The organism is Rhodopirellula sp. SH410, from assembly GCF_055811895.1.
This window is the reverse complement of sequence record NZ_CM147949.1, coordinates 140,603-166,273: the sequence shown is the minus strand read 5'-3', so window position 1 is coordinate 166,273 and position 25,671 is coordinate 140,603. Positions and strand designations below refer to the sequence as shown.

The 25,671-nt window shown below is 56.2% G+C and carries 18 protein-coding genes; 8 read left to right on the top strand and 10 right to left on the bottom strand.

What is annotated here, in order from left to right; genetic code table 11:
- Window positions 1-122 precede the first annotated feature (122 nt).
- On the bottom strand, window positions 123-1,175 hold the full coding sequence (locus SH410x_RS00605) for a prenyltransferase/squalene oxidase repeat-containing protein (RefSeq protein WP_473673710.1): 1,053 nt from the start codon (window positions 1,173-1,175) through the stop codon (window positions 123-125).
- 282 nt (window positions 1,176-1,457) lie between these two features.
- On the opposite strand from SH410x_RS00605, the gene SH410x_RS00600 reads away from it, so the two are divergent.
- Both SH410x_RS00600 and SH410x_RS00595 read left to right on the top strand, forming a co-directional pair.
- Window positions 1,458-1,685 carry a hypothetical protein gene (locus SH410x_RS00600; protein ID WP_473673709.1) on the top strand — a complete coding sequence of 76 codons (228 nt, stop codon included), beginning with the start codon at window positions 1,458-1,460 and terminating at the stop codon, window positions 1,683-1,685.
- A complete protein-coding gene (locus SH410x_RS00595) occupies window positions 1,682-1,933 on the top strand; it encodes a hypothetical protein (RefSeq protein ID WP_473673707.1) in 252 nt (83 codons plus the stop codon). Before SH410x_RS00600 ends, SH410x_RS00595 begins: the two co-directional genes overlap by 4 nt.
- A 119-nt stretch (window positions 1,934-2,052) precedes the next feature.
- Here SH410x_RS00595 and SH410x_RS00590 read toward each other — a convergent pair whose 3' ends face one another.
- From SH410x_RS00590 to larB, 5 genes are all read right to left on the bottom strand, one after another.
- Window positions 2,053-3,333, bottom strand: coding sequence for an ABC transporter permease (locus SH410x_RS00590; RefSeq protein WP_473673705.1), 1,281 nt, complete (start codon window positions 3,331-3,333; stop codon window positions 2,053-2,055).
- Window positions 3,334-3,340: 7 nt separating this feature from the next.
- Window positions 3,341-4,333, bottom strand: coding sequence for an ABC transporter ATP-binding protein (locus SH410x_RS00585; RefSeq protein ID WP_473673703.1), 993 nt, complete (start codon window positions 4,331-4,333; stop codon window positions 3,341-3,343).
- Between the two features lie 246 nt (window positions 4,334-4,579).
- Complete coding sequence (locus tag SH410x_RS00580) at window positions 4,580-5,494, bottom strand: NAD(P)H-hydrate dehydratase (RefSeq protein ID WP_473673701.1); 915 nt, start codon at window positions 5,492-5,494, stop codon at window positions 4,580-4,582.
- Complete coding sequence (locus tag SH410x_RS00575) at window positions 5,491-6,144, bottom strand: Uma2 family endonuclease (protein ID WP_473673699.1); 654 nt, start codon at window positions 6,142-6,144, stop codon at window positions 5,491-5,493. The genes SH410x_RS00580 and SH410x_RS00575 overlap by 4 nt, the downstream gene beginning before the upstream one ends.
- A gap of 151 nt (window positions 6,145-6,295) precedes the next feature.
- Window positions 6,296-7,156, bottom strand: coding sequence for a nickel pincer cofactor biosynthesis protein LarB (gene larB / locus SH410x_RS00570; protein ID WP_473673697.1), 861 nt, complete (start codon window positions 7,154-7,156; stop codon window positions 6,296-6,298).
- A 202-nt stretch (window positions 7,157-7,358) separates the two neighbouring features.
- Between larB and SH410x_RS00565 the strand changes: the two genes are divergently transcribed.
- Window positions 7,359-8,573: an argininosuccinate synthase gene (locus SH410x_RS00565; RefSeq protein ID WP_473673695.1), complete on the top strand. Its 1,215-nt coding sequence runs from the start codon at window positions 7,359-7,361 to the stop codon at window positions 8,571-8,573.
- Window positions 8,574-9,183: 610 nt separating this feature from the next.
- On the opposite strand, the gene SH410x_RS00560 is transcribed toward SH410x_RS00565, so the two are convergent.
- Both SH410x_RS00560 and SH410x_RS00555 read right to left on the bottom strand, forming a co-directional pair.
- Window positions 9,184-11,301 carry an ankyrin repeat domain-containing protein gene (locus SH410x_RS00560; protein WP_473673693.1) on the bottom strand — a complete coding sequence of 706 codons (2,118 nt, stop codon included), beginning with the start codon at window positions 11,299-11,301 and terminating at the stop codon, window positions 9,184-9,186.
- 13 nt (window positions 11,302-11,314) lie between these two features.
- Window positions 11,315-12,478, bottom strand: coding sequence for a dockerin type I repeat-containing protein (locus SH410x_RS00555; RefSeq protein WP_473673691.1), 1,164 nt, complete (start codon window positions 12,476-12,478; stop codon window positions 11,315-11,317).
- Between the two features lie 808 nt (window positions 12,479-13,286).
- On the opposite strand from SH410x_RS00555, the gene SH410x_RS00550 reads away from it, so the two are divergent.
- On the top strand, window positions 13,287-13,616 hold the full coding sequence (locus tag SH410x_RS00550; protein WP_473677440.1) for a transposase: 330 nt from the start codon (window positions 13,287-13,289) through the stop codon (window positions 13,614-13,616).
- A gap of 381 nt (window positions 13,617-13,997) precedes the next feature.
- Here SH410x_RS00550 and SH410x_RS00545 read toward each other — a convergent pair whose 3' ends face one another.
- Complete coding sequence (locus SH410x_RS00545; RefSeq protein WP_473673689.1) at window positions 13,998-14,990, bottom strand: hypothetical protein; 993 nt, start codon at window positions 14,988-14,990, stop codon at window positions 13,998-14,000.
- Window positions 14,987-16,687 (bottom strand): Tle-like phospholipase domain-containing protein, encoded by a 1,701-nt coding sequence (locus tag SH410x_RS00540; RefSeq protein WP_473673687.1) that lies wholly within the window; start codon window positions 16,685-16,687, stop codon window positions 14,987-14,989. Before SH410x_RS00540 ends, SH410x_RS00545 begins: the two co-directional genes overlap by 4 nt.
- A gap of 988 nt (window positions 16,688-17,675) precedes the next feature.
- Between SH410x_RS00540 and SH410x_RS00535 the strand changes: the two genes are divergently transcribed.
- The 4 genes from SH410x_RS00535 to SH410x_RS00520 all read left to right on the top strand — a co-directional run bounded on the left by SH410x_RS00535 (window position 17,676) and on the right by SH410x_RS00520 (window position 25,584).
- Window positions 17,676-19,130, top strand: coding sequence for a Gfo/Idh/MocA family protein (locus SH410x_RS00535; protein ID WP_473673685.1), 1,455 nt, complete (start codon window positions 17,676-17,678; stop codon window positions 19,128-19,130).
- Between the two features lie 405 nt (window positions 19,131-19,535).
- Window positions 19,536-20,549 carry a Gfo/Idh/MocA family protein gene (locus tag SH410x_RS00530; protein WP_473673683.1) on the top strand — a complete coding sequence of 338 codons (1,014 nt, stop codon included), beginning with the start codon at window positions 19,536-19,538 and terminating at the stop codon, window positions 20,547-20,549.
- 103 nt (window positions 20,550-20,652) lie between these two features.
- Entirely contained in the window at window positions 20,653-24,237 is a 3,585-nt protein-coding gene (locus SH410x_RS00525) for a PVC-type heme-binding CxxCH protein (protein WP_473673681.1), read from the top strand.
- A gap of 195 nt (window positions 24,238-24,432) precedes the next feature.
- Entirely contained in the window at window positions 24,433-25,584 is a 1,152-nt protein-coding gene (locus SH410x_RS00520; protein ID WP_473673680.1) for a right-handed parallel beta-helix repeat-containing protein, read from the top strand.
- Window positions 25,585-25,671: the final 87 nt, after the last annotated feature.

Genomic DNA, 25,671 nt, shown 5'->3' with positions numbered 1-25,671 from the left:
CTGGCAACGCGATAACACGCTCCCACAGTGATGAATTCTCAACGCACAAAATGCGTTCACTGTGGGGTTAGCAAACTTGAGTCAAAAAAGTCAAGTCAGATGATTTTTTCCAAGTTGAGTTTTCACCGCTGGTAAATCGGCAGGAAACCGCGATCGAGTTGTAGCATCGTGAGGTTGCAGGCGGTGATGTACACCGGGTGAATCGGGCCGGTCCACGAGCCATCGGGTTGCTGCTCCGACGAAATGCGATCGTACAGCCGATCGCGAAACGGGAACCACTCCTGGTCACCCTGCCGGTAGACGACTTGGCTGTAGTAGAGATAGGTGTAGTGCCAATGGCCGAACGCGGCCCCCGCTTCGCCAAGGTCATGCAGAGATTCCTTGCTGTAGGCGAGCATCTCGGGCACCTGCTCGCTATCGTAATCGCCTGCGTTATAGAGCGCAGCGAGTGCGGCCGCGGTGATCGCCGGTCGGCTGCTGCCGGTTTGCCGACTGCTGTAGCTGATCCCTCCGTCTGGATTTTGGCAGCGATAGATGTAGTCCTTGGCCTTCTCAATCACCTCACCGCTGACGGGAATCCCTGCATTGCGGCAGCCCCGTAGGCCCTGAACCTGCGTGATTGTCGTGCTGCCCTCGTCAAAATCGTTGCCCTCTTTGGCCGAAACATAGCCCCACCCGCCCGCGGCGGTTTGGGCGTTGCCACTGAACTGCACCGCTCGACTGAGAACGTCAACAATCTCTTCCCGGCGATCGATCAGCCCCTCTTCGCCGAGTACCTGCGAGAGAAACAGCATCGAAAAACCATGACCGTAGGTGTATCTCGAATCCGTCTGGGGGTCGCCGATCAGCCCATTGCCACGTGATTTGCTAATAATAAAGTCAGCAGCACGGGCAATCTGACGAGCATAGGGCCCCTGGGTCGTTGTACTGCCGCTAGCGATCAGCGCGGTTCCCGATAGCGCCGCCATCGCGGTCGGATAAACGGTCGTGTTCCATTGCCCGCGTGAGGACTGTTTGCTCGCCAACCACTCCAGACCACGGTTGATCGCCTCCAGCCACTTCGGCTTGGGGATCGCAGCCTGAGCCGTAATCGGGACACCGTTGGCGGCCGCAACGCATCCGCCAGCAGCCAGGGCGTGCAAAAAGCGGCGTCGATCGATCGAAGGAAAGTTCATGGCAAGTTCACGGGACAGGGTCACGGGGACGACGAAAAAACTCGTAGGATGGGACCATTGTCCCGTCCGAGACCAATTTGCTCGCTCGGGATAATGGCCCCAAGCGACGCTCATTCAGTGAGTAATCCTCACCCACTACGATAGCACGCCCGCCGCAGATCGAGAAACACACGATTTCCAGAGAATCCAGTGAAGTTAGTCGGGTTGTGCCGCCGATAACGATTGTGCCACCGATTGGCTGGACCTGAATCGCGCAAGAGGCGTACCACGATGACAAATATCATGAATCTACGACGACATGTGACCACTGCTGTGGCGCTTACCACCCTGACGACGATTCTGGCTGCCACGACGGGTTGTCAATCATCCCTGAATGGTCAAACGCTGCCGAGTCCCTACTATTTACAGGACGACGTCCAGTATTTCCCAGCGGGACCTGAGTTCAAGCTGCCACGTGAAGCAGCCGCACTCCGCGCTGCCCGCGCCGAAGAAAAGTTGAATCAACGATGAGCCGCACGCCCCATCAAGAAAAGATCATTCGCAATTACTACCAGAATCGCGATGTGATTGGTCTGCAAAAGGCTTCCGAAGCAGTTACGGATCTGTATCTCAGCGAAGGCAAAAAGCGGGAAACCGTCTGGAAACGCCTAGCCAGCCACCTGGAAAAAGTGGGTGTCCCCGAGAAACAGATCGAATCGCTACGAGCGGCCGACGACCCCGCTGCGGTCGCGAAGCTGCTCGAGAAATATTCGGGCTGAACCGCTGCGTCTTGCCTCACCTGTCCCAACAATAGCGTGGGGAGGGGAGGGTTTGCCAGCTCAGCCCGATTCGAAACGATGCGAGATCGCGAGTGCAGACGTCCCCGTCCGCATTGGACCTACGCCGTCTCCCAGCGAATCGCCAGCACCCGGGCCGCAACCAGCAATCCGAACGCGGCAGCCATCAACACGGTGAGCTGGGGTCCGAGTTCACCGACCGGCAGCTCACGCCAAAAGACCTTGTCATAGCCGTCGAGCGCCCACGCGTTGAACGTCCACAAACCCGCTCGCTGCAATGATTCGCTCATCACATAGCGGGGCACCATCGAGCCGCCCAGCGCGCTCATCGTGAGAATTGCGATCACGGACAGACCACCGAGCTGCCCACGCGTCCGGCATAAAGTGGCTAAAAACAATCCGAACGAGGCCGCAGCCCCCGCGGTTGCCAACGTCATGATGGCGAACCCGTCGAGGTGTCCAAGCAGATCCAACCCGAATACGAGTTGGGCCCACAGGAACATCACCGTGACCTGCACGCAGCCCAACAACGTCAAGTAAAACCACTTGCCCAGCAGCAATTGATCCATTGTCATTTGGGTCGCTAGCAAACGCTCGAGCGTCTGATTTTCGCGCTCCTCGAGCAACACGCCACCGCCGGTGGATGCGTTGAAGAGCAAAAACATGACTGCGATTCCCGCCGCATAGACGCTGATGACCGGATTCGATTTGCCTTGCCCGAGAATATTGACGACCTCGATTCGGGGCGGCTCGAATGCTGGTGTCCCTGCCGAGAATGCGTTCGGCTGGGATGCTAGAGTTGGTTTCGCGGCCACGTTGCGGACGAACTGAGCGAACTCCGCGTTGTCCGCCGCGGCAGTCTTGTTTCGCGGAGCCAAATCTCTGTTTGGTGGGCCGGGAGGCGGGCCGGCCGGCATCGCGTCCCCCATCATCGCTTGCGTGACCAGGGCCGTGACCACCTGGCTGGCGACTTTATCAGAGGAGTCATTGAGCAGCTCCGCGGACAACTGGTCGCCATCGACATTGATCACGACGGCGATCGTTGCAATCCCGCGACGGACCATCGTTTCCGCTGCCTCCCGATCGAGTTTCGAGCCGTCGGTCGGCCCCGGCATCACCCGCAACCCCTCGCTCTCTCCCAGCTGATCAAGGACATGTTGGCAGCGCAGCGACGCATCGGTCGCATCCACGTCGCCCGCTGCCGCATGGGCCGCGACAGCATTGACGAGCGCCACTTTGACTTTCGGCGTGGTCCCAACCCCATGCGTGAAAATCCACGCAAAGATGCTAAAAAAGGCGATCGGCACGACGAATGTCAACAACCATTCCACGCGATTGTGGCGAAGGCGTCGCAGATGAATTTCGATTACTTTCCAAATCACAGATCATTCAATCCCGTAGCTCGCGACCGGTAAGGTGTAAAAACACATGATGTAATTTCGGGCTTTGCACCTCGACGTCCACCACGGCGTACTTTGCCGCACCAACGGCATCGATCAATCGCGGCAAGCCGACTGCGATTTCGGGCACCTTGGCCGTCACGAAGGACTCGCCAGGCGTCGCCGTCAGGGATAGCCCTGTGGTCGCGAGCGGCTCATTGCCCTCGCCACGCAAGGGTTGTTCCAGTTGGATCCGGACCACACGGTCGCTCCCAATCGTGCTTCGGAGCAGTTCATCAAATGTGCCGGCGGCGACGACGCGACCATGATCGGCGATCACGATCCGGTCGCACTGCGTTTCCGCTTCGTCGAGGTGGTGGGTCGTCAGCAGGATCGAGGTACCGCGTTCGCTGAGTTGATCAAGCATCCCAAAGATCCGCTCGCGGCTTTGCGGATCGACCCCCACGCTGGGCTCGTCAAGCAACAGCACTTCGGGCTCGTGCAGCACGCCGCAGGCGAGATTGATCCGGCGTTTCATGCCTCCGGAAAACGTTGCGACAATTTCGTCACCCCGATCAGCCAGCCCCGTCCACTGCAACGCCCACTCGACCTGACGCTTGAGTGCCGAGCCACGCAGCCCATAAAAACGCCCGAAGGCAAATAGGTTCTCTCGCGTTGTTAAATCCGCGTACAGAGCGATTTCTTGAGGCACGAGTCCGAGCATATCGCGTGGCGATGCCCGCTGTACGGGTTGCCCCAGCAACTCGATCGTCCCCGAGTCCGCCTCGGCACGCCCGGAAAGGCAACGAATCATCGTTGTTTTCCCCGCACCATTGGGGCCGAGATACGCCAACCGTTCGCCTTGGCGCAGCTCAAAGGTGATCCCGTCGAGCGCCACGTGTTTCTTACCCGCTTTGCCGCCAAATCCCCAACCGGCTCCCGGATCTGGGTAGCTTTTTCGCAAATCCTTCACGGAGACCGCGGGGGGCAGGGTGGAAATCAAAGCGGACTTCTTTGGCAAGATAGGAACAGCGAACCACGCGATCTTAGCGAATCGTCAATCGCAGCGGAAACCCGATTTCGAGCACTCGCTCGCGCTGGGTGCATGTTATTCCTGCACGAGAGTTTGCGTGACATCACCCTCCCCAAACGCCGTTCGGGAAAGGTCGGCCCCTGGTTCGCCTCGCCGGGCAGGGCGTCGGCACCCTTTCTGACGCCCGAGAGTGCACCGTCGGGCGTTCCGCCCAGCTCAGACGGAGCGAGCCGTCTGGCTACCATCAGCCATCTCATCTGCCACGGCAGCGAGCGTTTGGACCAAATGCCAGGCCGTCATGCCTGCTCGAGAAAGACCGGCTGCGGCAGCATCCCCCGCCCGCCCATGAATCCAGACCCCCAACCGGGCCGCATCCCAACCCGACAAGCCCTGCCCAAGCAATGACGTAATGACGCCCGTCAGCACGTCTCCACAACCCGCCGTCCCCATGCCGGGATTGCCCGTGCCGTTGACGTACGCACGTCGACGTCGATCAGCCAAACAACCGTCGACGACGTGGGTCGGGCCACCCTTGACCACAATCGTGACCCGCAACCGATCGGCGAGCTGTTGGGCGGCCGCGAGCTGAGCCGGCCCCTCCTTCGCATCCACCCCCGTCAAGCGAGCCAATTCACCGGGGTGAGGCGTCAGCACCACGGGAGCGTTCCCAGCGACGCGAGCAAAGCCGTCGTCATCAAAAAAATGCTCCTTTGAGATGATATTCAGCGCGTCGGCATCGATCACCAGCGCCGTACGACGCTGTCGTAATAACTCCTCGACAATCACCGTACTGCCTTCTCCGGTGCCCATCCCAGGCCCGACACCGATCGCGTCTTGCCGCGCCACCGAATCTCGTAATTCGGGCCACGCCTCAGCCGCAAAGCTGCCGTCGAGGCAGGGCAGGGCAGTGGTCATGAGCGCGGGGTGAAAACCGGCGACCGTCTCGAGGATCCGGTCGGGAACCGCCGCGGAAACCAACCCCGAACCGGTGTGCAGCGCCGCGATCGAGGAGAGTGAAATGGAACCCGCCATCCCCCGCGATCCGCCCACCAGCAAAACACGGCCAAACGTGCCCTTATGGTCGGCGGACTCACGAGACGGTAAACGCAACGGGGGCGTGGCCGCAGTCATGATTTCTCTCCTTGGATCCTCGCCAATTCGGCCCGCAGTTTCTCGATCTCGGCTTCGGCGCGAAGGCGAGCGGCGTGCTCCGCCTCTTCACCCGTCAAACATTCTTGGCCACTCTCGGCATCGATCAACACAAGATCCGTCTCGACCCGCTCAAGCTCTACACCCAGAATTCGCGACCGAAGCTTGCCATCGGCGCGGTCAATCGGTTCATACCGCCCCTCAACCAGACGATGCCCTTGCAGTGCAGGATCGAGATACTCGGCTTCGGGATCATACAGAAAATATTCGCTCACCCCCAACTCTTCGTACAGCCCCAGCTTCGTCACCAGATCATTCCGACTCGTGCTCCGCGACGTCACTTCGAACACAACGCTTGGAACTCGCTGCTCCTCCCACACCTTGAAAACCCGCCGCATCCCAGGCTCACAGTCCATCACCACAAAGGTATCGGGAACGACGTTTCGCGATGGAAAACCCTCGCGGTAGTAGACCAGCAAATCACTCGCGACGTAGACACGTTGCCCGCGATAACGCCGCTTGAGAATGTCGCCGATGCGGATCATCCAATAGATGTGCAGATCCGTTTCACCCACGGGAAGCCCATCCGATTCGGGGTATTCGATGTGCTGCTTCCACTCGGTCGTGCTCATTGGATTACCTTCAGCGGAACGGGGCAAAACGCTGCGTTCATTGTACTCGCATTTCCAACGTCACTCAAAGTCACATTGTCGACCGACAACTTCTCCTGTCGCGAGAACGAGCACTCCCTCCCTCCCAGCTCAGATGGACCGAGCCGTCTGGTTACAATTCCAAATCACGCCGTTGGGCATTGAGTCCCGCCGCGATCAAGCCAGCCAGGTAGGCACCCTTGAATCCAGCATCGATGTTCACCACGGCAACGTTGGGGGCACACGACGTCAGCATCCCCATCAGCGGCGTCAGGCCGGCAAAGTTGGCACCGTAGCCGGTGCTCGTGGGCACGGCGATCACAGGCACAGCGACGTGTCCGGCTACCGTTGGCGGCAGTGCGCCCTCCATGCCTGCGATCACGACGATCGCGGCCGCTTTGCGCAGCTCAGGTACCGCGGCCAAAACTCGCTGCGGCCCGGCCACGCCAATGTCCTCAAATCGGTCATGCGGGATGCCCATCCAAGCAAGCGTTTCGGCCGCCTCTTCGGCCACCGCCGCATCCGTACTGCCCGCAGTCACGATGGCGACGTGAGCGACGTTTTCCTCTCGCAGCGGGCAAACGAGCAGATCCGCTGCTGCGGAGATCCGTAGCGTGCGGGCCAATGGGTTGTGGTGCGTGCAGGCAAAATGCCGCCGCAGCTGGGCTGCCGCCATCGAATCAATCCGGGTGATCAAACAGTGCTCACCGGCATCGAGCTGCGCCTCGACAATGCGAATCATCAGCTCCGTGGTCTTGCCCTCGCCATAGATCACTTCACCAAACCCGCACCGCGCCCGCCGACCAATATCAACGGTCGCTCCCGCGATCGGCGCAATGCCATCGAAGGTTGACGTTTCCGCCAGTCTCCCCGACAAGTCGTCGGCCGCCTGTTCGACGGCCATGGTCCCATCGGCTACCGCCGCTAACATTTCTAACAGGGCAGGGGAGGGGACTTGGCCGGCGGGCGGCGATGGCGGGGCAGGGGAGTTCATCGGGGGATTTCATGGCAGGGGAATGCGAACTCGGACGGACCATCAGTTTATACTGCCGCAGGGCTGTCGGGGCAGGTCACCGCACGGCATGCGTGTTTCGCTACCCTCCGTTTGCGGAAGGCCCCCTTTTCGAGACGGCTGTTAAATGCTCTCTTCCCTATACAATAGACAATTTCACCCCGCATTTGGATGCTGATTCGATATGAAAAGTTGCGTGCTGGCCTATTCCGGTGGACTCGATACCTCGGTCATCCTCGGTTGGTTGCAAGACCAAGGCTACGAAGTTCACTGCGTCTACGTGGATTTGGGCCAGCCCTGTGAAGATCGCGATGCGATCATGGAGAAAGCTCGCAACTGTGGCGCGAAATCCTCGCGACTCGTCGACGTCCGCGAAGAACTCTGCCGCGATTTCGCGTTCCCCGTGCTGGCGTGGCAAGCCAAGTACGAACAAATCTATCTGCTGGGCACCTCGATCGCTCGCCCGCTGATCAGCAAAGTCTGCCTCGAAGTGGCCCGCGAAGTCGGTGCCACCGCCTATGCCCACGGGGCTACCGGAAAGGGCAACGACCAATGCCGCTTCCAACTCGCCGCCGAAGCCCTCAACCCCGACATCGAAATGATCGCCCCGTGGCGAATCAAATCATTCCGTGACGCGTTCCCGGGCCGTACCGAACTGATCGAGTACTGCGATGTCAAACGCATCCCCGTCAAAGCCTCGACCGCGAAACCCTACAGCAGCGACGAGAACGTGCTGCACATTTCTTACGAGGCCGGCAAGCTCGAAGAACTCGACGTCAACGGTGTCGAAATCGTCGATTTCGGCATGGGCGTCTCGCCGCAAGATGCCCCTGACAAGGCCGAAGAAGTCACGATCGGATTCGAATCGGGAGTGCCCGTGACACTTGATGGCAAGAAAGTCTCGGCCCTGGAAATGGTCGAGCAACTCAACACGATCGCCGGCCGCAATGGCGTCGGACGGATCGACATGGTCGAAAACCGCTTCGTCGGCATGAAGAGCCGCGGCGTCTATGAGTCACCCGGCATGACCGTACTCTACGACGCCTTGATGAACGTCGAACAACTGACCATGGACCGCGACCTGATGCACCTCCGCGACCGGCTCGCCCCGGAAGTCGCCGAGATGGTGTACTACGGGTTCTGGTACACACCCAAAATGGACGCCTTGTTCGAGTTCATTCGCGAAGCCCAGAAACCGGTTACCGGCGAAGTGACCCTGCAGCTCTACAAGGGCAACATCATGGTCGCCTCCCGAAAAAGTCCAAACAGTCTCTACGACGAAGAGATTGCAACGATGGAAGGCGGCGGCACCTACAACCAAGACGACGCCGAAGGCTTCTTGCGGATCCACGGTCTCCCCTGCCGAGTCCAAGGCCGCGTCACCCCACGCAAGTTCTGATCGTCGACCGACGGCTCCGCCCGTCGCGAGCCTTCAGTCCCTATTTAGCGAACTAGCAATATCGAGTTGACTGCCCTGAGTCCCGTCAGGGACGGCAGCCCGATGCCGGGGACGCAAGTCCCCGGAAGTTCGCTAGCCCAATTGACGATTCAATCGGTCGAGGACACAAGCATTCCGATCACGGAACAAGCTTGCGTGACGGTCCTCAAATCGCTTCGCCCGAGCACGATAGTCGTCCGCATGCAATCCAGTGCGCAAGGTCTCGATAAACCGGTCGGGATAGCGCACGTCAAGATGCGTGCCAACTCCTGCCTTCTCAATCGCCATTTCGAGCAAGATGGAAAAGAAGCGGCATTTGAATCTCAGCGTACCAACAAAACCTTCAATTGTTCCTCCGGCGCTCCCTACTCGTTCCAAAGCATGGACCATTCGCGGAAACTCCAGCCACTCTCACAAAAACTCAAACGCGCGTACGGATCAAACAGACAAGATCGCTTTCCACCAGCGACTATGTTTCGTTTACGCGAGTGAGTGCGTCCAGATTGAACTCAGCGCAATCCTGTTCTTCGACACTATTCTAGTGCAAACAATTGCCAGCATCGCTCTTCGGTTAACGACTTTCCTTCTTCAAAAATGCGTGAACTTTCAGCAAATCGTGGAAGTAGCGTGGACGCAATGCCGTGTCATCGTGAATTCGCTGCCGCACTTCCTTGTTGACCGCGTCTCGTAGCGTAACTTCGCTACCAACGTTGATGTCGGGATCGGCGCCCAGTCGGAGCAACTGTAGGGTAGTCAGGGGAATTTCTCTTTCGTACGCAACGTAGGCAGCGGTCCATCCCTGATCAGTTTGAGCATTGATATCGATGCCGCTGTCAACCAAAGCGGAGATAACTTTTGAAACATCCGAAGGCCCTGGCATCCAAACTGCGACGTGTAGCAGTGTCAACTCCTTGTTGAAGCCAACGTCAAATCGCTGATTGACATCCTTACTCCGTGGCAGCGCCGCAAGACAGTAATCGTAACGTTGCTCGGCAATGCTCGCGCCCAGTACGGTTTGCCCTTTCCACAGAACGCCGGTGCTATCTGGAGCGAATACCTGTGACAGACGTTGATCTGGATTGGCTCCCTGGTCCAGTAACCAACAGAAGCTCTCGAGGTCGTCAGCAAAGTACGCCCAGAACAGTAACGACATCCCCGCCCGACCTGAAACATTAGCACTTGTTCCCGCCGCCATGATCTCTTTTACCGCGCCAAGATCATTGCGGCTGATTGCGTCCGCAAGATTTCGCGCGGCAGGGTCGCTAAAGAACTCTGAAGCATTCCAGTGCTCGAGATCCAATACACTCGGACGCGTGGAGACCTTGCTACTGCCCTTCCCGTAGAAAGGATGACGCGTCTTCACGTCTTCCGACGACTCCTCAAGCCTCCGACTCGCTGCCGAGATTGATGCTGGCCATTGCCCGACGGTCGACTTCATGGGAGTCCGTGCAAGCCAGTCGTCGTCTGACTTCGTCGCACTCAAAGACATGGCAGATTTCCTGGCCAGCGGGTCTTGTTCAGAGAGAAAATGAATTGATCGCGCAGTACTGTCAGTGCTACCAATGGACCGGCGGCTACCAACCGCGGGCATCTTAACATGCCTAGAAAGATACTCGTCCAACTCAACAAGCGCCTCTAATTTATCAATGTAGCTCTCAAGAACCTGCTTCTCAGCCGCGTCTGCATCCTGTCCACTAAGTGTCAGTTCGAGCTGTGGAATCGCAATCTTTTTAAATGCTATGCTATTTCTAATACCGTCGCGAATTGTTTCCTGGTCTAATCCATTACCTAAGTCAACATCGGCGTCTGCCATAATCATCGCAGAAGCGGCCTCAATTTGCCCATTCTTTAAAGCCAAATAACAGGCCGTATTCCCAGACGGATCCTTCGCGTTGATATCAATCCCGGCATCAATCATAACCTCTAGAACTGAAAGTGGATTCCGATTCGGCGGGCCAGCAAAACTGTGCAATAAAGTGCCAAACTGAGAATAGTCATCGGGATTGTCTGAAAACGGAAAAGAAGCCAAGAAAAACCCAGCCTTTTCGTGACGCAATGCAATCCGCATCACGGTATCCCCCCCACATATGACAGCACTAGGAATTCGGTAAAATTCATCGTAGTCGCGTGCAAGCTTAGAGTCTGGATCAGCGCCAAGCGAGATGAGCACCTGAAACGCAGCAAGATTATCATTAAAGAGAGCCCAGACAAGTGGAGTCATCCCGAGCTTAGAACGGGTGTTCACGTCCGCTCCGCTTGCAACAATTTCCCGAATGCTATCCAAGTCGTTATTAGAGATTGCAACGGCAAGCTCCACCTGTTTTGGCGAACTAAAAAATGTTCGCTCGTCGTAATTGCCAAGCTCACAGATCGAAAGCTGACGTGATGCTACCACCTTTCTCTTGGTCGACGACAATTTCTTCACTACATCAACAGGCTGGGAACCGCAGCTCGTGAAGAACAAAAGCATGGACACCAACAGCAATCGCTCAGTAGCGACAGGCCTCTTGCTAACGATCCTGAGGAAACCAGGAGAAAACAAGCCTTGCAGAAATGCGTTCCCTCCATAACGCAATCGACCTGTGATTCCAAATAGACAAGAATCATGTATCGCGATTAAGCTATCACTCAGCAGCGGAACAGCACGCACCGCTTTCGACCGGGCGTTGACACTGAAGTGTTGATTCATATTTCTTTTGTCCCTACTGACCGTAGTAAGCATCCCATCCAGATGGGTCATGAAGAAACCCATAGTAGATCGAGGGAAAACGATGCGATTCAGCCATCTTTTCGAGAGCACCGTAAAGTACTGAATCTCTTAAACCAAGGGATGCTAAGAAGGCATCAAAAGTTACGTAGCCGGTCCCAAAGGCGGATCCATTCAGCGCTGCGGCTAAATCCTGAATGTAGCGATGTTCATCCGAGTAGAACGTGTATAGACCCTGCAGTGGAAGTGGCGCCCCCTTGGCCTCCATAGCGTCAGTATTGCGCTGAAGCCAAGTCAGGATGTCCGGCACGCCCCGGCGCCCTTCACTGTCAACTGGCGAATCCCAGTAGACGTGATAGGCTCGAATAAATTCGGCTGCATTTCCGAATCGCAGACTCGAATCCTCAAATATATCTTGTCCATAATACCCGCCATCTGGTTTTGTCTTGAGCAGCGTGTGCGGTTCAAGACCTGCAGCATTGAAAGTGGTCGCGTGCATCCCCGATGCGAATGATGCGGCGCTTGCCAAGCCACCTCCTAGAGATTGCCCCGCTATGCGAAAGTTTTCGGCCGAACCGGGCTCGCCACCGTAGGGATCTGCCTGAGTACCCTCCGTCATTCCCCCGTCATCATCGTCGCCACCACCACCACCGTATGCGTCGCAACCGTTCAACCTATCTTGCATCTGCGCGATCGACGAATCGACCGCCGCAATTTGGTCATTCAGTGCATCGACCTGAGAGGAAATTGTTGCGCTAGCGAGCTGATCTTCCAGAGCCGCGCGAGTCGCTCGCAAGGTCGACAAAAGCACCTCATCGGCATCGCACGGACTCGTCACCAGCGTTGAGTCGCCCATAGATGCCGCATCGCCTCTAGACAGTGCCTGGAGGCCGTTTGCGACGAGACTTTGTAATTCAATGGCAGACATTACAAGGCTGCAATCCTCCAAATCGACCTTTCCATTTTGACTCAAGTCCATCGCCGGAGTCGCCGGAAAAGCACTGGGATCGTTGATCGAGTTCAGTACAGCGAGAGCATCGAGCGAGGTCAGAGTCCCATCAACATTGACATCTCCTTCGAGCGGTGCGACTTCGGAGGGAGCATCTGCACCGTCTGCCGAAGAAGGCTCGGGCTCCTGGTCCATGTCAGCGGCAAGCATCTGGCGTGGGCAAAGAGTTTCCACCCTCAACGTCCGCCGTGAATCTCGCCGCGGTGAGAAGTTGGGTGGGGCCGCTCTAGGCGTGCCGAGATCACGCAGGGAAATGGAGACTCTTTTCCATGCCGACGTTTTCGTTTTCATGATTCACCCGCGCTTCAAGGAAGTCGCTGTCAGTGATGACGAGACACCCCCGACACCCCCACCCTAGGGGACCGACGGCCTCTTGTCACGGAAATTCTGTGAAAACCTCAGATTTTCTTCGTGTTTTGGCAGAGAAGCGTTCCGCGTCACGTTTCTGTAGTCGAAAAATTTCGTTCTCCCGAAACCATCCGGGGCGCGTAGGATCTTGCTTCGCAAGCTCACCCCAGCGTTTCAGATGCTCCTGCGCCCGATCGACACTGGAGCCTTTGACTCGCAACGCAGCGATGAATCGCTCGATGGCTGCGTATTCCCGCGGCAATGACGAAGCGCGGCCGAGATCCATTTTTCGTTTCCTTGCTAACACCTAAGGAATGAGCGGAAAATGAGCGTCCGACCACAATTTCAGACAGTAATTTCCCGCTCGTTCCCCACTGAATGGTGTTTCCGAGTCGTTCGTCGCTCGCGACCGTGTCCATCGTGCAAAGAACTTCGAGCGACAGTGAACCCCAAGAACAATCTCGCTCATTGTTTTAGCTGCGGTGAGAACTACAACAACATCGACCTGATGATGATGCAGGATCACGACTTCTTGCCTGCGGTCGACATCCTGAGCAATTAGCTAGAGCAATACCAACGCGACCCTCAGCCAGAAGAAGTCCTCAGCCTAATCGGCCAAGCACATCCGATCGGTAGGCGTTACGAAGTACCCGTTACGGGCGCACACCGCAGCAACGTTCAGGCGACTGGGTTTCAAGGTCAAGACGGTGACCCCCACACCTATCTTCACAAAGGCTACGTGAACAGCGAAATCGTGATTGCAATTTCCGATGATTACTGCCAAACAATCGACGGTCCAACCGTTGTGGTCCTTGAAAATGCCTCCGTCCACACGAGCGGAGCATTTCAAGCTCGCATGGAAGACAGGGCAAAGAAAGGACTCTACACCTACCATCTGTCGCCATACCGTCCAGAGCTGAACGCGATCGAAATGCTCTAAAAAACACTCAAGTACCAACTGTTTCCTGCTGGTGCACGGGAACGCTTCAGCACACTTCTAAACACGCCTACGAAAACACTCAATGAGTTTGGAGAATTGTCGCATATGCCTACCTTTTTTAATTGTGCCGAATGAATTCACCCGACGTGCTTAGATGGTGAAGAAGCATCATTTGAATCTCAGCGAGATGGCTAGTTTCCTTACACATGGCTTAGCATCCGAGGTGGGCTTCTGTCGCGGGACACCCGACTCAGTACCATCAACGACTGTGAGATTCCAACCGGCCACACTCGCAATGATCCCACCAAATGAGTCGGCCAACTCAACGAACCCGTGACGCGAACTGCACCCGCACTCCCACGGAGAGTTTAACCAGCGTTCTCATTTCTCCTCGCGTCGAGATTCGGTTAACTTCGGTGATGGCGTATTTCCGGGAAATGCCTGTACCTTCATTCCTGGAAGTGCATCCTTACGAGCTTCGAGAAACCCATTGTCAACTAACCAATGCTCAAGTCTTTGAAAGTCGGGAGTGTTGATGATATCGAGTTGACACTTTCGCCGGTTCTCAACAATATCTACGACAGAAGCGTCGGCAAACGAACCGAATGTCGGGCTTGCTCCAGCGAGAACCATGGCGTACGCAACGCCCGGTCGATTAAAATTGACCATCGAGGCTGCGGGTACCGCCTGATCATTTGGTGACCAAACATCGGGATCAACCCCAGCTCGAATCATCTCCGCCGCTAAAGAGGGACGAACACTGAAAAGAAATCTGGTGTTATCTATTCTCGCCAAAAGATTGCATCCATTAAAGTCGCGTTGATCAGGCGAGTTGGAGAAAGGGAGCGCCGTGCTAACAAAGTCAAATTCCAGGAATTCGATTGCCGCAAACATAACTGTGTCACCTCGAAATATTGGCCGTTGATGCATTCGCTGAATGTCACCAGTTAATGCCAGATCTGGATCGGCGCCATGTATCAACAATCGTTCAAACGCTTTTATATCCCTGTCGAACAGTGCCCAGAACAGGAGTGTCACACCATGATCTCCGGTGAGGTTAACGTCTCCACCTTGCCTAATCCAAGCTTGAAGTTCGCTGGCATCTTGCGACGAAATGATATTGCAGGCCGCAATGGCCTCCGGTGTATGAAAAAAGGTATCAAACTCCCACTTTTCGCGTCGCCAGTGCGTCAATCTGTCATAGTTAATGACATAATCTATTTCCTCAGTGATCTGCCTATATTTTTTAGTTGCATCGATAATCCCTTGCGTCGTGGACTGCACGGAACGAAATGCAGATAAACCTAGAATCGCAAAAAGAACAAGCATTCCCGTTGCGAACGCAAACATCGTGATTCGCTGATTTGTTTTCATGTTTTTCCAATATCATGCATCGAAAAGCCCACTGCATCGCGAAGGTAGATCCTATCGCCGATCGTAATGTCGACAGAATTTTGCAGGAAACTGAGTAGATCAGGCGAATCTCGCGTCCCGTCTGATCGCGTGTAGGATGTCCTAACTTGATACGATGCGACGTACTCGCTTCCGAAACCGAAGCGGACCGTAGCGCCGTCCACAAAATCAGCGCCGTCGATCGGGTCAGCAAGCGCCTCCTCCACGAGACCAGCGGCGCTGAAACTGTCCGCTTGGAGTTCTGCTGTGATCGCGCCAGCACTCGCCAAATCACCTCTAAGGATGGCAGGAACAATAAGTGACGGACTTGCCGTAGTGGATCTTGTTAAAGATCCCTCCAGCACGGGATCTTTAACAAGATCCACTACGGCAGTTATTGACCCCGCGTCGCTAAGAGAATGCCCTGTCAAGCTCAGTCGGTCGTGATATTCGGGGACACGCGTTAACAACGCAGATACACTCCCCGCGGCACGATACATTTCAGAATACCCGGCAATAAGTTGCTCTGCGTTTGCCATAATATCGATTATTTGCGTAGGGTTCGTTCCCCGAAACGCAAGGCGATAAGCTTTTTGTTGTGTGTGGTCGCGATAGAACGCGATTGCCATTCCGGACACGGATTGGCTGGTCGTGTCGTTTATCGTTAGAACACTGTAGCGAAACTGGCCTAAAATGAATTCCTTATCGTTGCTGCTAATTTCACTTTCTGCGAGATGTTCTGACAACTCCTCAATTGAAACCATTTGCAACCCGAAGTCGGGGCTATCGATTGGTGTCCCATGTGCATCCGCATTTCCGCTGCTATCCCGGACGCCGTAGACGTGACTAGAGGCAATTGCGTTTCGCTTCGCTGGGGAATCGAGCAATCTGTGGAGAATCGATCCTGGAAGTACATTGACATACTGCACCATATCGGAAAGCTCCAGGTTTTTGGTTCCAGATACTTTCAATTTAAGAGTATTGACTTCCATTTCACCATCGTCGTCGAAGTCTCCATCAAAATTGATGTCTGCAAATACGGTGAGGTCGTGTGCAGGGCCTTTGCTCCATGGACCGTTCACCCAGCCCGCGACTCGGAGTTTCTTTCCTTCACGCACCCCGCTGGTTGTACCGAAAGTTCCGTCGTCGCCCGAATCAGGGTCGTCACCACCGTATGCGTCGCAACCGTTCAACCTATCTTGCATCTGCGCGATCGACGAATCGACCGCCGCAATTTGGTCATTCAGTGCATCGACCTGAGAGGAAATTGTCCCGTTAGCGAGCTGATCTTCCAGAGTCGCGCGAGTCCCTTGCAAGGTCGACAAAAGCACCTCATCGGCAGCGCACGGACTCGTCACCAGCGTTGAGTCGCCCATGGATGCCGCATCGACTCCAGACTGCGTTTGGAGGCCGTTTGCGACGAGACTTTGTAATTCAATGGCAGACATTACAAGGCTGTAATCCCCCAAATCGACCTTTCCATTTTGACTCAAGTCCATCACCGGAGTCGCCGGAAAAGCATTGGGATCGTTGATCGAGTTCAGTACAGCGAGAGCATCGAGCGAGGTCAGAGTCCCATCAACATTGACATCTCCTTCGAGCGGTGCGACTTCGGAGGGAACGTCTGCACCGTCTGCCGAAGAAGGCTCGGGCTGCTGGTCCATGTCAGCGGCAAGCATCTGGTGTGGGCAAAGAGTTTCCACCCTCAACGTCCGCCGTGAATCTCGTCGCGGTGAGAAGTTGGGTGGGACCGTTCTGGGCGTGCCGAGATCACGCAGGGAAATGGAGACTCTTTTCCATGCCGACGTTTTCGTTTTCATGATTCACCCGCGCTTCAAGGAAGTCGCTGTCAGTGATGACGAGACACCCCTGACACCCCCACCCTAGGGGATCGACGGCCTCTTGTCACGGAAATTCTGTGAAAACCTCAGATTTTCTTCGTGTTTTGGCAGAGAAGCGTTCCGCGTCACGTTTCTGTAGTCGAAAAATTCCGTTCTCCCGAAACCATCCGGGGCGCGTAGGATCTTGCTTCGCAAGCTCAGCCCAGCGTTTCAGATGCTCCTACGCCCGATCGACGCTGGAGCCTTTGACTCGCAACGCAGCGATGAATCGCTCGATGGCTGCGTATTCCCGCGGCAATGTCGAAGCGCGGCCGAGATCCATTTTTCGTTTCTTTGCTAACACATAAGGAATGAGCGGAAAATGAGTGGCCGAACGCTCCGCGGTCGGAATGATCGACCGCGGAGCGTTCGGCCACAATTTCAGACAGTAATTTCCCGCTCGTTCCCAAGCGAATAGTGCTTCCGAGTCGTTCGTCGCTCGCGACCGTGGAATCGGCGCCCATTTCAAGCAACTCGATCCGTCAAGTTGTATTGTCCAGTATCGCCCTACGGCAGTTTCAATGGGTGTCGCTTGTCGCGGAGCGAAAACCGCCCCCCCGGCCCAAGACATCGCGATCCTGAGCGCAGGTCCCTATCGACTTCAGGCGGGGTGACGACGCGACGCGATCCGGTAGTCACGTAGGCATGCAACCGATCGGGGCACTTGAACGATGGTGGTCCAAAAATTTGTAATCGGATGACCGGACGGCTATGCTAGCGAGCCATTACTGCGTTGAATCTGCGCGACATTCACCGTTCTCACTAACTTTCATTGAAAACTGCTCACATGACAGACCGACGAAACTTCCTGAAAACTTCGGCCACCGTGGCGGCCTTGGGTGCCTCCACACTTTCAGCGCAATCAGCCTCCGCCGCTGCGGGCAGCAACGAGCGGATGCGAATCGGGTTCATCGGCCCCGGCGGCCGGGGTTTCGGTGCTCACGTGAAGTCGTTGTGCGAACTCCATGCTGCGGGACGCGCGATTGACCTGGTCGGTGTTGCGGAGGTTTTCCAGGTCCAACGTGACCGGGTCGCGGATCATATCAAGAAAGAAACGGGCACCGATCCGGGCCGCTATGTCGACTATCGCGACATGATCGAAAAGGAAAACCTGGACGCCGTTTGCATCGGCACCCCCGACCACTGGCACCACAAACAAACGATCGACGCACTTGCAGCGGGACTGAACGTCTACTGTGAAAAGCCGATGACCAAAACGGTGCAGGAAGCATTCGACGTCGAAGACAAATGGCGGTCCAGCGGGAAGGTGATGCAAGTCGGCGTGCAATCGACCAGTTTGCCCGTTTGGAACGAGGTGAACAAACTTCTGTGCGATGGCAAGCTCGGCAAAGTACTTGGATTCCAGACAGAGTACTTCCGCAATTCCGATGTGGGACAATGGCGGTACTACAAACTCACTCCCGACATGACCCCCAAGTCCATTGACTGGGATCGCTGGCTCGGACGCGAACACGACCTCGCCGAAGACATGCCGTTTGACCGCGAAGTGTACAGGCAATGGCGCCGGTTCTGGCCGTTCGGAAGCGGCATGTTCACGGACCTCTTCGTCCACCGCACCACTTCGATGTTGAAGGCCACTGGACTGCGGATTCCTGGTCGCGTCGTCGGTGCGGGCGGAATTTACCTGGAGTACGATGGACGGGGTGTTCCCGATGTGGCGACCGTGGCAGCCGACTTCAACGAAGGCGTTCAAGGACTCGTCACTGCCACGATGTGCAATGAAGAGTCACGTGTTAACCAATTGATTCGCGGTCACTATGGCACCTTCGCATTTGGAAACGGTGAGGGCTTCGACGGTTTTGACTTCATCCCCGAGCGAGGCCCGGTCACCCACGTGCGCCAAGAAGCCGAACGCATCACCACAGAGCCGGTGAAGAACACCACCTTGGCACACTTCTCAAACTGGCTCGATGCCTGCGAGGCAAATGACCCATCAATGTGCAACAACCAGCCCGACTTGGGTGCGGCCGCAATGGCGGTCGTGAACTTGGGCGCTCAAAGCTATCGCAAGGGAAAAGTGTACTTCGTCGACGATCGAAAGATCACTGACGTTGACCCCGGTTGGGCGGCGAAATGGGAAGCCCGGTCACTGGCCGGTGGACCACCCGTCCACATCCCCGGTTGGAAGGCCGGCGATTACGGCAGCACCCAGTCCGACCCGGAATACATGAAGTACGGTGGGCCGTGGATCGATGGAAAAGATCCGGCCGATGGTGCCTGATTTCATCGCTGTCCATGCGGATCGATCGTCGTGGACGTGGTAACACCTCCACGACGACGCGGTACGCGTGAGACCCACTATGCGTGTTTTTGAACCGACAGACCGCGTCGGTTGACGGTTGATTCCACCGCCAATCCGCTAAGATGGTCGAGTCAAAAACTGGCCCGCTTTGCGGCATCGTCTTCCGCGTTGAAATTGCGTTCACTGAAACGCGCCCCCCCCCCGACAACGCTCCCACCTCCCCGACGTTGCTTACGAGCTCTTGTGTTGCGAAGCAGCACAAATGATCTCGGCTTGATTCAAACATGGCATAGCTTTCATGCCCATGCTGAATCTTCTTCACAGGCTAGAAGCCTATGCCACGAATTGCCCCCACGACCTTATATTTCACACGAAGCAACCATCATGAATACCTATTCAATCCGTTTGACACTCTTGCTTGTATGCTCATTCAGCGCAGCGATTGGCTCGGTGCGAGCGGATGAATCCGCCACCGCGATCCGAGCTGGCATCATCGGGATGGATGCTCACGCGTTGCCGTGGGTGCAGATCATCAACGATCCCGATGCCAAGGGTGAGCTGGCCAAGATGACCGTGGTCGCTGGGGTCCCCGGCGGCAGTGCCGACATCCCTGAAAGCATGAAACGCATCGCAACGAACACCCAGCCGATCGCGGACCTCGGTGTGGAAATCGTCGACTCGATCGACGAACTGCTACCCAAAGTCGATGTGGTGCTGGTGCTGAGCATCGATGGTCGCAAACACTTGGACGAGGCACGCAAGGTTTTTGCGGCAGGCAAACCCGTCTTTATCGATAAACCGATTGCCGGCTCGCTGGCCGATGCGATCGAGATTTTTCGCTTGGCAAAGCAGCACGACGTTCCCTGCTTCTCCAGTTCCGCACTCCGCTTCGCGCCGCGAACGGTCAATCTTGAGCATGATGCGAAGCTAGGTGACGTCGTGGGCTGTGACCAATACGCACCCTGCACGCTGGAACAACACCACCCCGATTTCTTCTGGTACGGTATCCATGGCGTCGAACCGCTGTTCACGATCATGGGCAGCGGTTGCGTTTCGGTTTCTCGCGTCCACACCGAGGGTACCGACCTGAGCGTGGGCGTGTGGCAGGACGGACGGATCGGCACGTTCCGTGGCGTCCGTGACGGCCAACGCGGCTATGGAGCGACGGTGTTCGGTACCCAAGGAATCGTGCAGGCAGGTGGCTTCGAAGGCTATGAGCCGTTGATTGTCGAAATCATTCGCTTTTTCCAGACAGGTAAACCACCGGTTACGCGAGAACAGACGCTGGAGATTTTCGCGTTCATGGAAGCCGCCGATGAAAGCAAACGCCGCGGCGGTGCATCCGTGACACTCCAAAGCGTTATGCAGCAGGCACAAAACGCAACCACCGAACAATGATGTCGCTTGGGACAACGGTCCCAAGCGAGCAGGTCGTTCTCGGATGCGACAATGGTCCCATCCTACGACGTTTTCTTGTATCCAAAATAGAGATTAATAGACCATGAACAACGCTTCTTTCCGTTTCTTTTTCGCATTTTTTATATGCCTATCGTTTGGCGCCAACTCGCCCACGATGGCGGCTGAGTGGGAAACGGTGGCTGTCCCTGAAGGCCAGGACTTTACGGGCAACGCGTGGTATCGAACTTGGTTCAAACCCCACCCGACCTTCTTCAGCAAACATGAACGGGACCTGTTCGGAGAATCGGTGATTCTCAACATTCGTGATCTCGCAGGCGCCCACGAAGTCTATCTCAACGGCAAGAAAATTGGCGGCGGAGGATCCTTTCCACCCGAGTATGCCGATGGTCGATCTGGAAACCATCGTTACAAAATCCCCTCGGGTAGCTTAGTGCCTGACCAATGGAACGAACTGACTGTGCGTGTCTATAACCCAGAGGGCACGGGCGGGTTTCTCTCAGAAGCTCCATTTGTGATGAACTACTTCTGGGAGTGCGTCTTTGACGGAGACTGGGAGTTTCGACTTGGAGAGGATGCACCGGAGTTCGTGGGTGCTGTGCAGACGAAGCCAACCACCTCCGCGTTTGATTCCTTTCATGAATCTAATCGCGTACTCGGGGAAGCCGACACGCTCGTCCATGGTGACAAGATGTCGCCCGCTGATTCGCTCGCGACAATGACGACGCCCGATGACCTGACCGTGGAACTCATGCTCAGTGAACCATTGGTTGCCCAGCCGACTCACTTCAGTTTCGACTCACGGGGGAGGTTATGGGTTTCCCAGTACCGTCAGTATCCGTATCCCGCAGGTCTGAAAATGATCAGCCGGGATAAGTATTACCGCTCGCACTACGACCGCGTTCCGCCAGCGCCGCCGCATCACGACCATGGACGCGATGTGGTATCGATTCATGAAGACACCGACGGCGATGGTCAATACGACAAGCACTCCGTGTTTCAGGACGAATTAAACATGGCCAATGCCGCGGTTCGTGGCCGCGGCGGTGTGTGGATCATGCATACGCCATACCTGCTGTTTTATCCGGATGCAGATTTCGACGATGTGCCCGACGGGCCCCCTGTTGTCCATCTCCAGGGCTTTGGTTTGGAAGACTCCCATTCAGTCGCCAACGGCTTGGTGTGGGGTATGGACGGATGGCTCTACGGTGCCCAGGGGAGTACGGCGAGTTGCCATGTCACTCGTCCGGGAATCGATGCCGAGAACGATCCAGGCATCTATTTCCAAGGCTGCATGGTGTGGCGATATCACCCCGAGACCCATCGGTTTGAAATTTTCTCTGAAGGCGGAGGAAACAACTTTGGACTGGAGGTCGATTCCGGCGGCCGACTCTTCACGGGCAACAACGGCGGCCGGACACGCGGTTGGCACTACTTACAAGGCGGATTGCACCTGATGCAGGGCACAACGCCGAACAAGTTCGGGCCCGTCCGAAACGAATTCGCTTTTGGACACTTGCCATACATTGCCAACGAACAGCCCATTCCACGATTCACGCACTTCGCCACGCTGGTCGAATCGACCGCGATGCCCGCGAAGTATCACGACACGTTCCTCAGCGTCGAACCGCTGCATAACTTTGTGATCGGCAGTAAACGACTCGTTGACGGGGCGACGTTCACGACGAGCGATACCGAAAAAGTCTTGACCTCGGACGATCCCGCTTTCCGGCCGGTGTACATCGCCAACGCACCCGATGGATCGGTCCTCATCGCGGACTTTTACGAACAATACATCGCTCACGGCCAGCACTACCAAAGCCAGATCGACCCCACCACTGGACGCATCTTTCGCTTACGCGGCCGAGACGAACCACTGGAGAACGATCTCAATCTGGATGCCAAGGACTCGGATGAATTGATTTCGCTGCTGAACCATCCCAATCGTTGGCACCGGCACACCGCCGTGCGATTATTGGGTGAGCGAAAGGATCCCAAGTCGGCTGCGAAATTGCGCAAGCTCGTTGTCGATGGTGAAGCCAACGAATCGTTGGCGGCATTGTGGGCACTGTATCAAGGGTTCGGTCTCGATCAAGAGACTGCCCTGGCAGGCCTCGCTCGCAACGTGCCCCTGGTCCGGTACTGGACCATTCGATTCATTTGCGACGATGTCGGGTTCGCCAATAAACGAACCGTCATTGGATTGACCGATAGTCTTGGTGGCCCAGCCGCAGACGATCCGACCCGGGTCGCCGATGAACTGTTCGCCGCCATCCTGGCCCAGACCGAAATCGAGGACAACGCGGAAGTACGTTCTCAGATCGCGGCATCCGCCCGCCGACTGCCTGTCGATCAAGCGCTGCGTTTGGTTACAGCCGTCCTGGCGCATGACGAGGACATCAACGACAAGTACGTGCCGCTGCTGTGCTGGTGGGTGCTCGAGTACAACCTCGATCAGGACCGTGACGCGATCATGGCGTTGTTCGAAGACCCCGCCTTTCGCCGCAAGCCGATGGTCGTCAAACACATCCTTTCGCGCATCATGCATGGCCTTGCTCTCAAAGGCGGCAATCTTGACCTGCAACAATGTGCCCACTTGCTTGAACTCGCCGACGGGCAAGCACAAACCGACGCCTTGCTGGCAGGTTTTGAGCTCGCATACGCCGGGCGACGGATGGTGGGACTGCCGGACGAACTTGTCCGGGCATTGGTCGACAGCGGCCGCTCGTCGCTCGAATTAAACGTGCGTCTGGGTGACCAGGCCGCACGAGACGAAGCGATTGCGTTGCTGCAAAACAACGAGGCTGACATTCAGAAGCGAATTGTGATCGCGAGAATCCTCGGCGAAGTCAAGGCGCAAGAGGCGCTCGCGGGACTGCTCAACGTATCGATCTCCGCCACCGACGCAGAACTCCAACGCGCCGCGTTGACGGCGGTTTCGGTCTTCGAAGAACGGGCAATTGGTGAGCAATTGGTCGAAGAATTTGCTTCCTTCGCCAACGAGGTTCGCCCCGCTGTCTTCGATTCTCTCCTCAGCCGAACCGAGTGGACTCGACTGATGATCGATGCCATTTCGAATGGCAAGATCGCGGCCGATGCGATCCCGAGCGATGTGGTCGAGCAACTCAGGCGGCATTCCAATGCTGAGATTGCCCGTCTCGCGGAAGAGCAATTCGGACCGAGCGAAGAACACAACCCAGCCGAATCGATGAAAGAAATCGAGCGAATCCGCTCGGTTGTCGAAGATGGCACCGGGAACCCTTATGCCGGCGAGTCCATTTTCATGACGCAATGTGCGGCTTGTCACCGATTGTTTCATAAAGGTGGTAACGTCGGCCCCGACCTGACGCCGTACCAACGAGGAAACATGGACACGTTGCTATCCAGCGTTGTGCAACCAAGTGCTGAAATTCGAGAAGGGTTCGAGCAAGTGATGTTGCTGACGCTCGATGGTCGCATCCTGACCGGTTTCTTGACCGATCAAGACAACCAGATCGTTACTCTGCGAGGAAAGTCGGGTGAGGATATCCGCGTCGAGCGAGACGATATCGAATCGATCGAACCGGTCGGTCGTAGCCTCATGCCAGACGGATTGCTCGACGAACTCACCGACGAGCAGCTACGTGACTTTTTTGCGTACCTGAGAATTTCTCAGCCAATTAGCAATTAGATTGGTTTCCCAGGCCAGGCGTCCAGCTTATTTCGCGATCATGTGACCTACGCACACTGACGCCGAGCTGGATCGCAATGAGACGGACGATTCCAAGTGTCGCTCTAAGGTAGTGGATCTTGTGAAAGATCCTCATCCAGCAGGATCTTTCACAAGATCCACTACCGCGAGTCTAACCCCAGAGAGAAGACCAACATGATTCCAAAGTTTTTATTGTCCATCTCGTTTGGATTGTTCCTCACCATCCCGGCGTACTCGCAGAATGTCGTCGACGCCAGCAAATATGATTCTTTGCAAGCCGCGGCCGACGCGATCCCGACCGCCGGCGGTGTGTTACACATCCCTGCGGGCAAATACGAGATCACCGAGCCGCTACGTATCAAAACAGGTGACACACGTGTCGTGGGCGATGGCACAGCGACGCATCTCATCAACCACAACACCGACGGGGAACCAGCGATCTTGATCGAAAACGCTGCTTTCGCTGGCCAAGCGACTCCAAATACGGATCGGCTCTGGCGAGTCAACATCGCCAACCTCCGCGTGACGGGCAACGACAAGAGCGGTGCAGGAATCGAAGCCCGCTACATCGAGGAGATTTTCATTGAAGGTGTGACCAGCAGCTACCACGGTGGCGACGGGGTGAAACTCCATTTCTGCTACGAAGACCCGCGAATTTGCGGCAACCTGTTCACCTACAACAAACAGACGGGTCTGCAAATTGAAGGCTGCCACGACATCATCGTGTCCGCGAACCAGTTTGAAGAAAACCAGGACGGCGTTCACTGCATTGATTCGTTCAACCTGACAATGAGTGGCAATAACTTAGACGACCACCTGGGCGATGGCGTGGTCATCGAAAACACGTACGGCAGCATCGTCTCAGCCAACATGATTGAGGAATGCCAAGGCTGGGCCATCGTCCTGGATCGCGATTGCTATGGAACGACCATGTCGGCCAACGTCATCGCGCATGATTTCGCAGGCGGGATCGACCTACGCGATGCTCACGGATGCGCGATTTCGGCGAACACATTCACCATCGTCAAGAACGCGGCGATCGCTGTTCGCGAGTCGTCGGCGAGCATCACGATCAGTGCCAACAACTTCAGCGATACGTGGGTTGGAAATGATGCCGGCGGCAAGCCGCTACAAAAGCGAGAGGACAAGCCCTCCAAGGCCGAGAAAAATCCGAACGAGGCGACCGGCATCTTATTGCAAAACTGCTCAGCAGTCGTCATTTCAGGAAACCTGTTCTCGCGGTTAGCCACACCGTCCGTCCGCCAAGAGGGAACTTGCGAAAACATATTAATCAACAGCAACGTTGAAGCTCCACGAGCTGAATGAATTGAATTGGCATGGCATGGCACACCGCGGACCACTGCGGCGGACTGCGGTTAACGGGCGCGACCCCAAGCCAAAGAGCCGATTCCG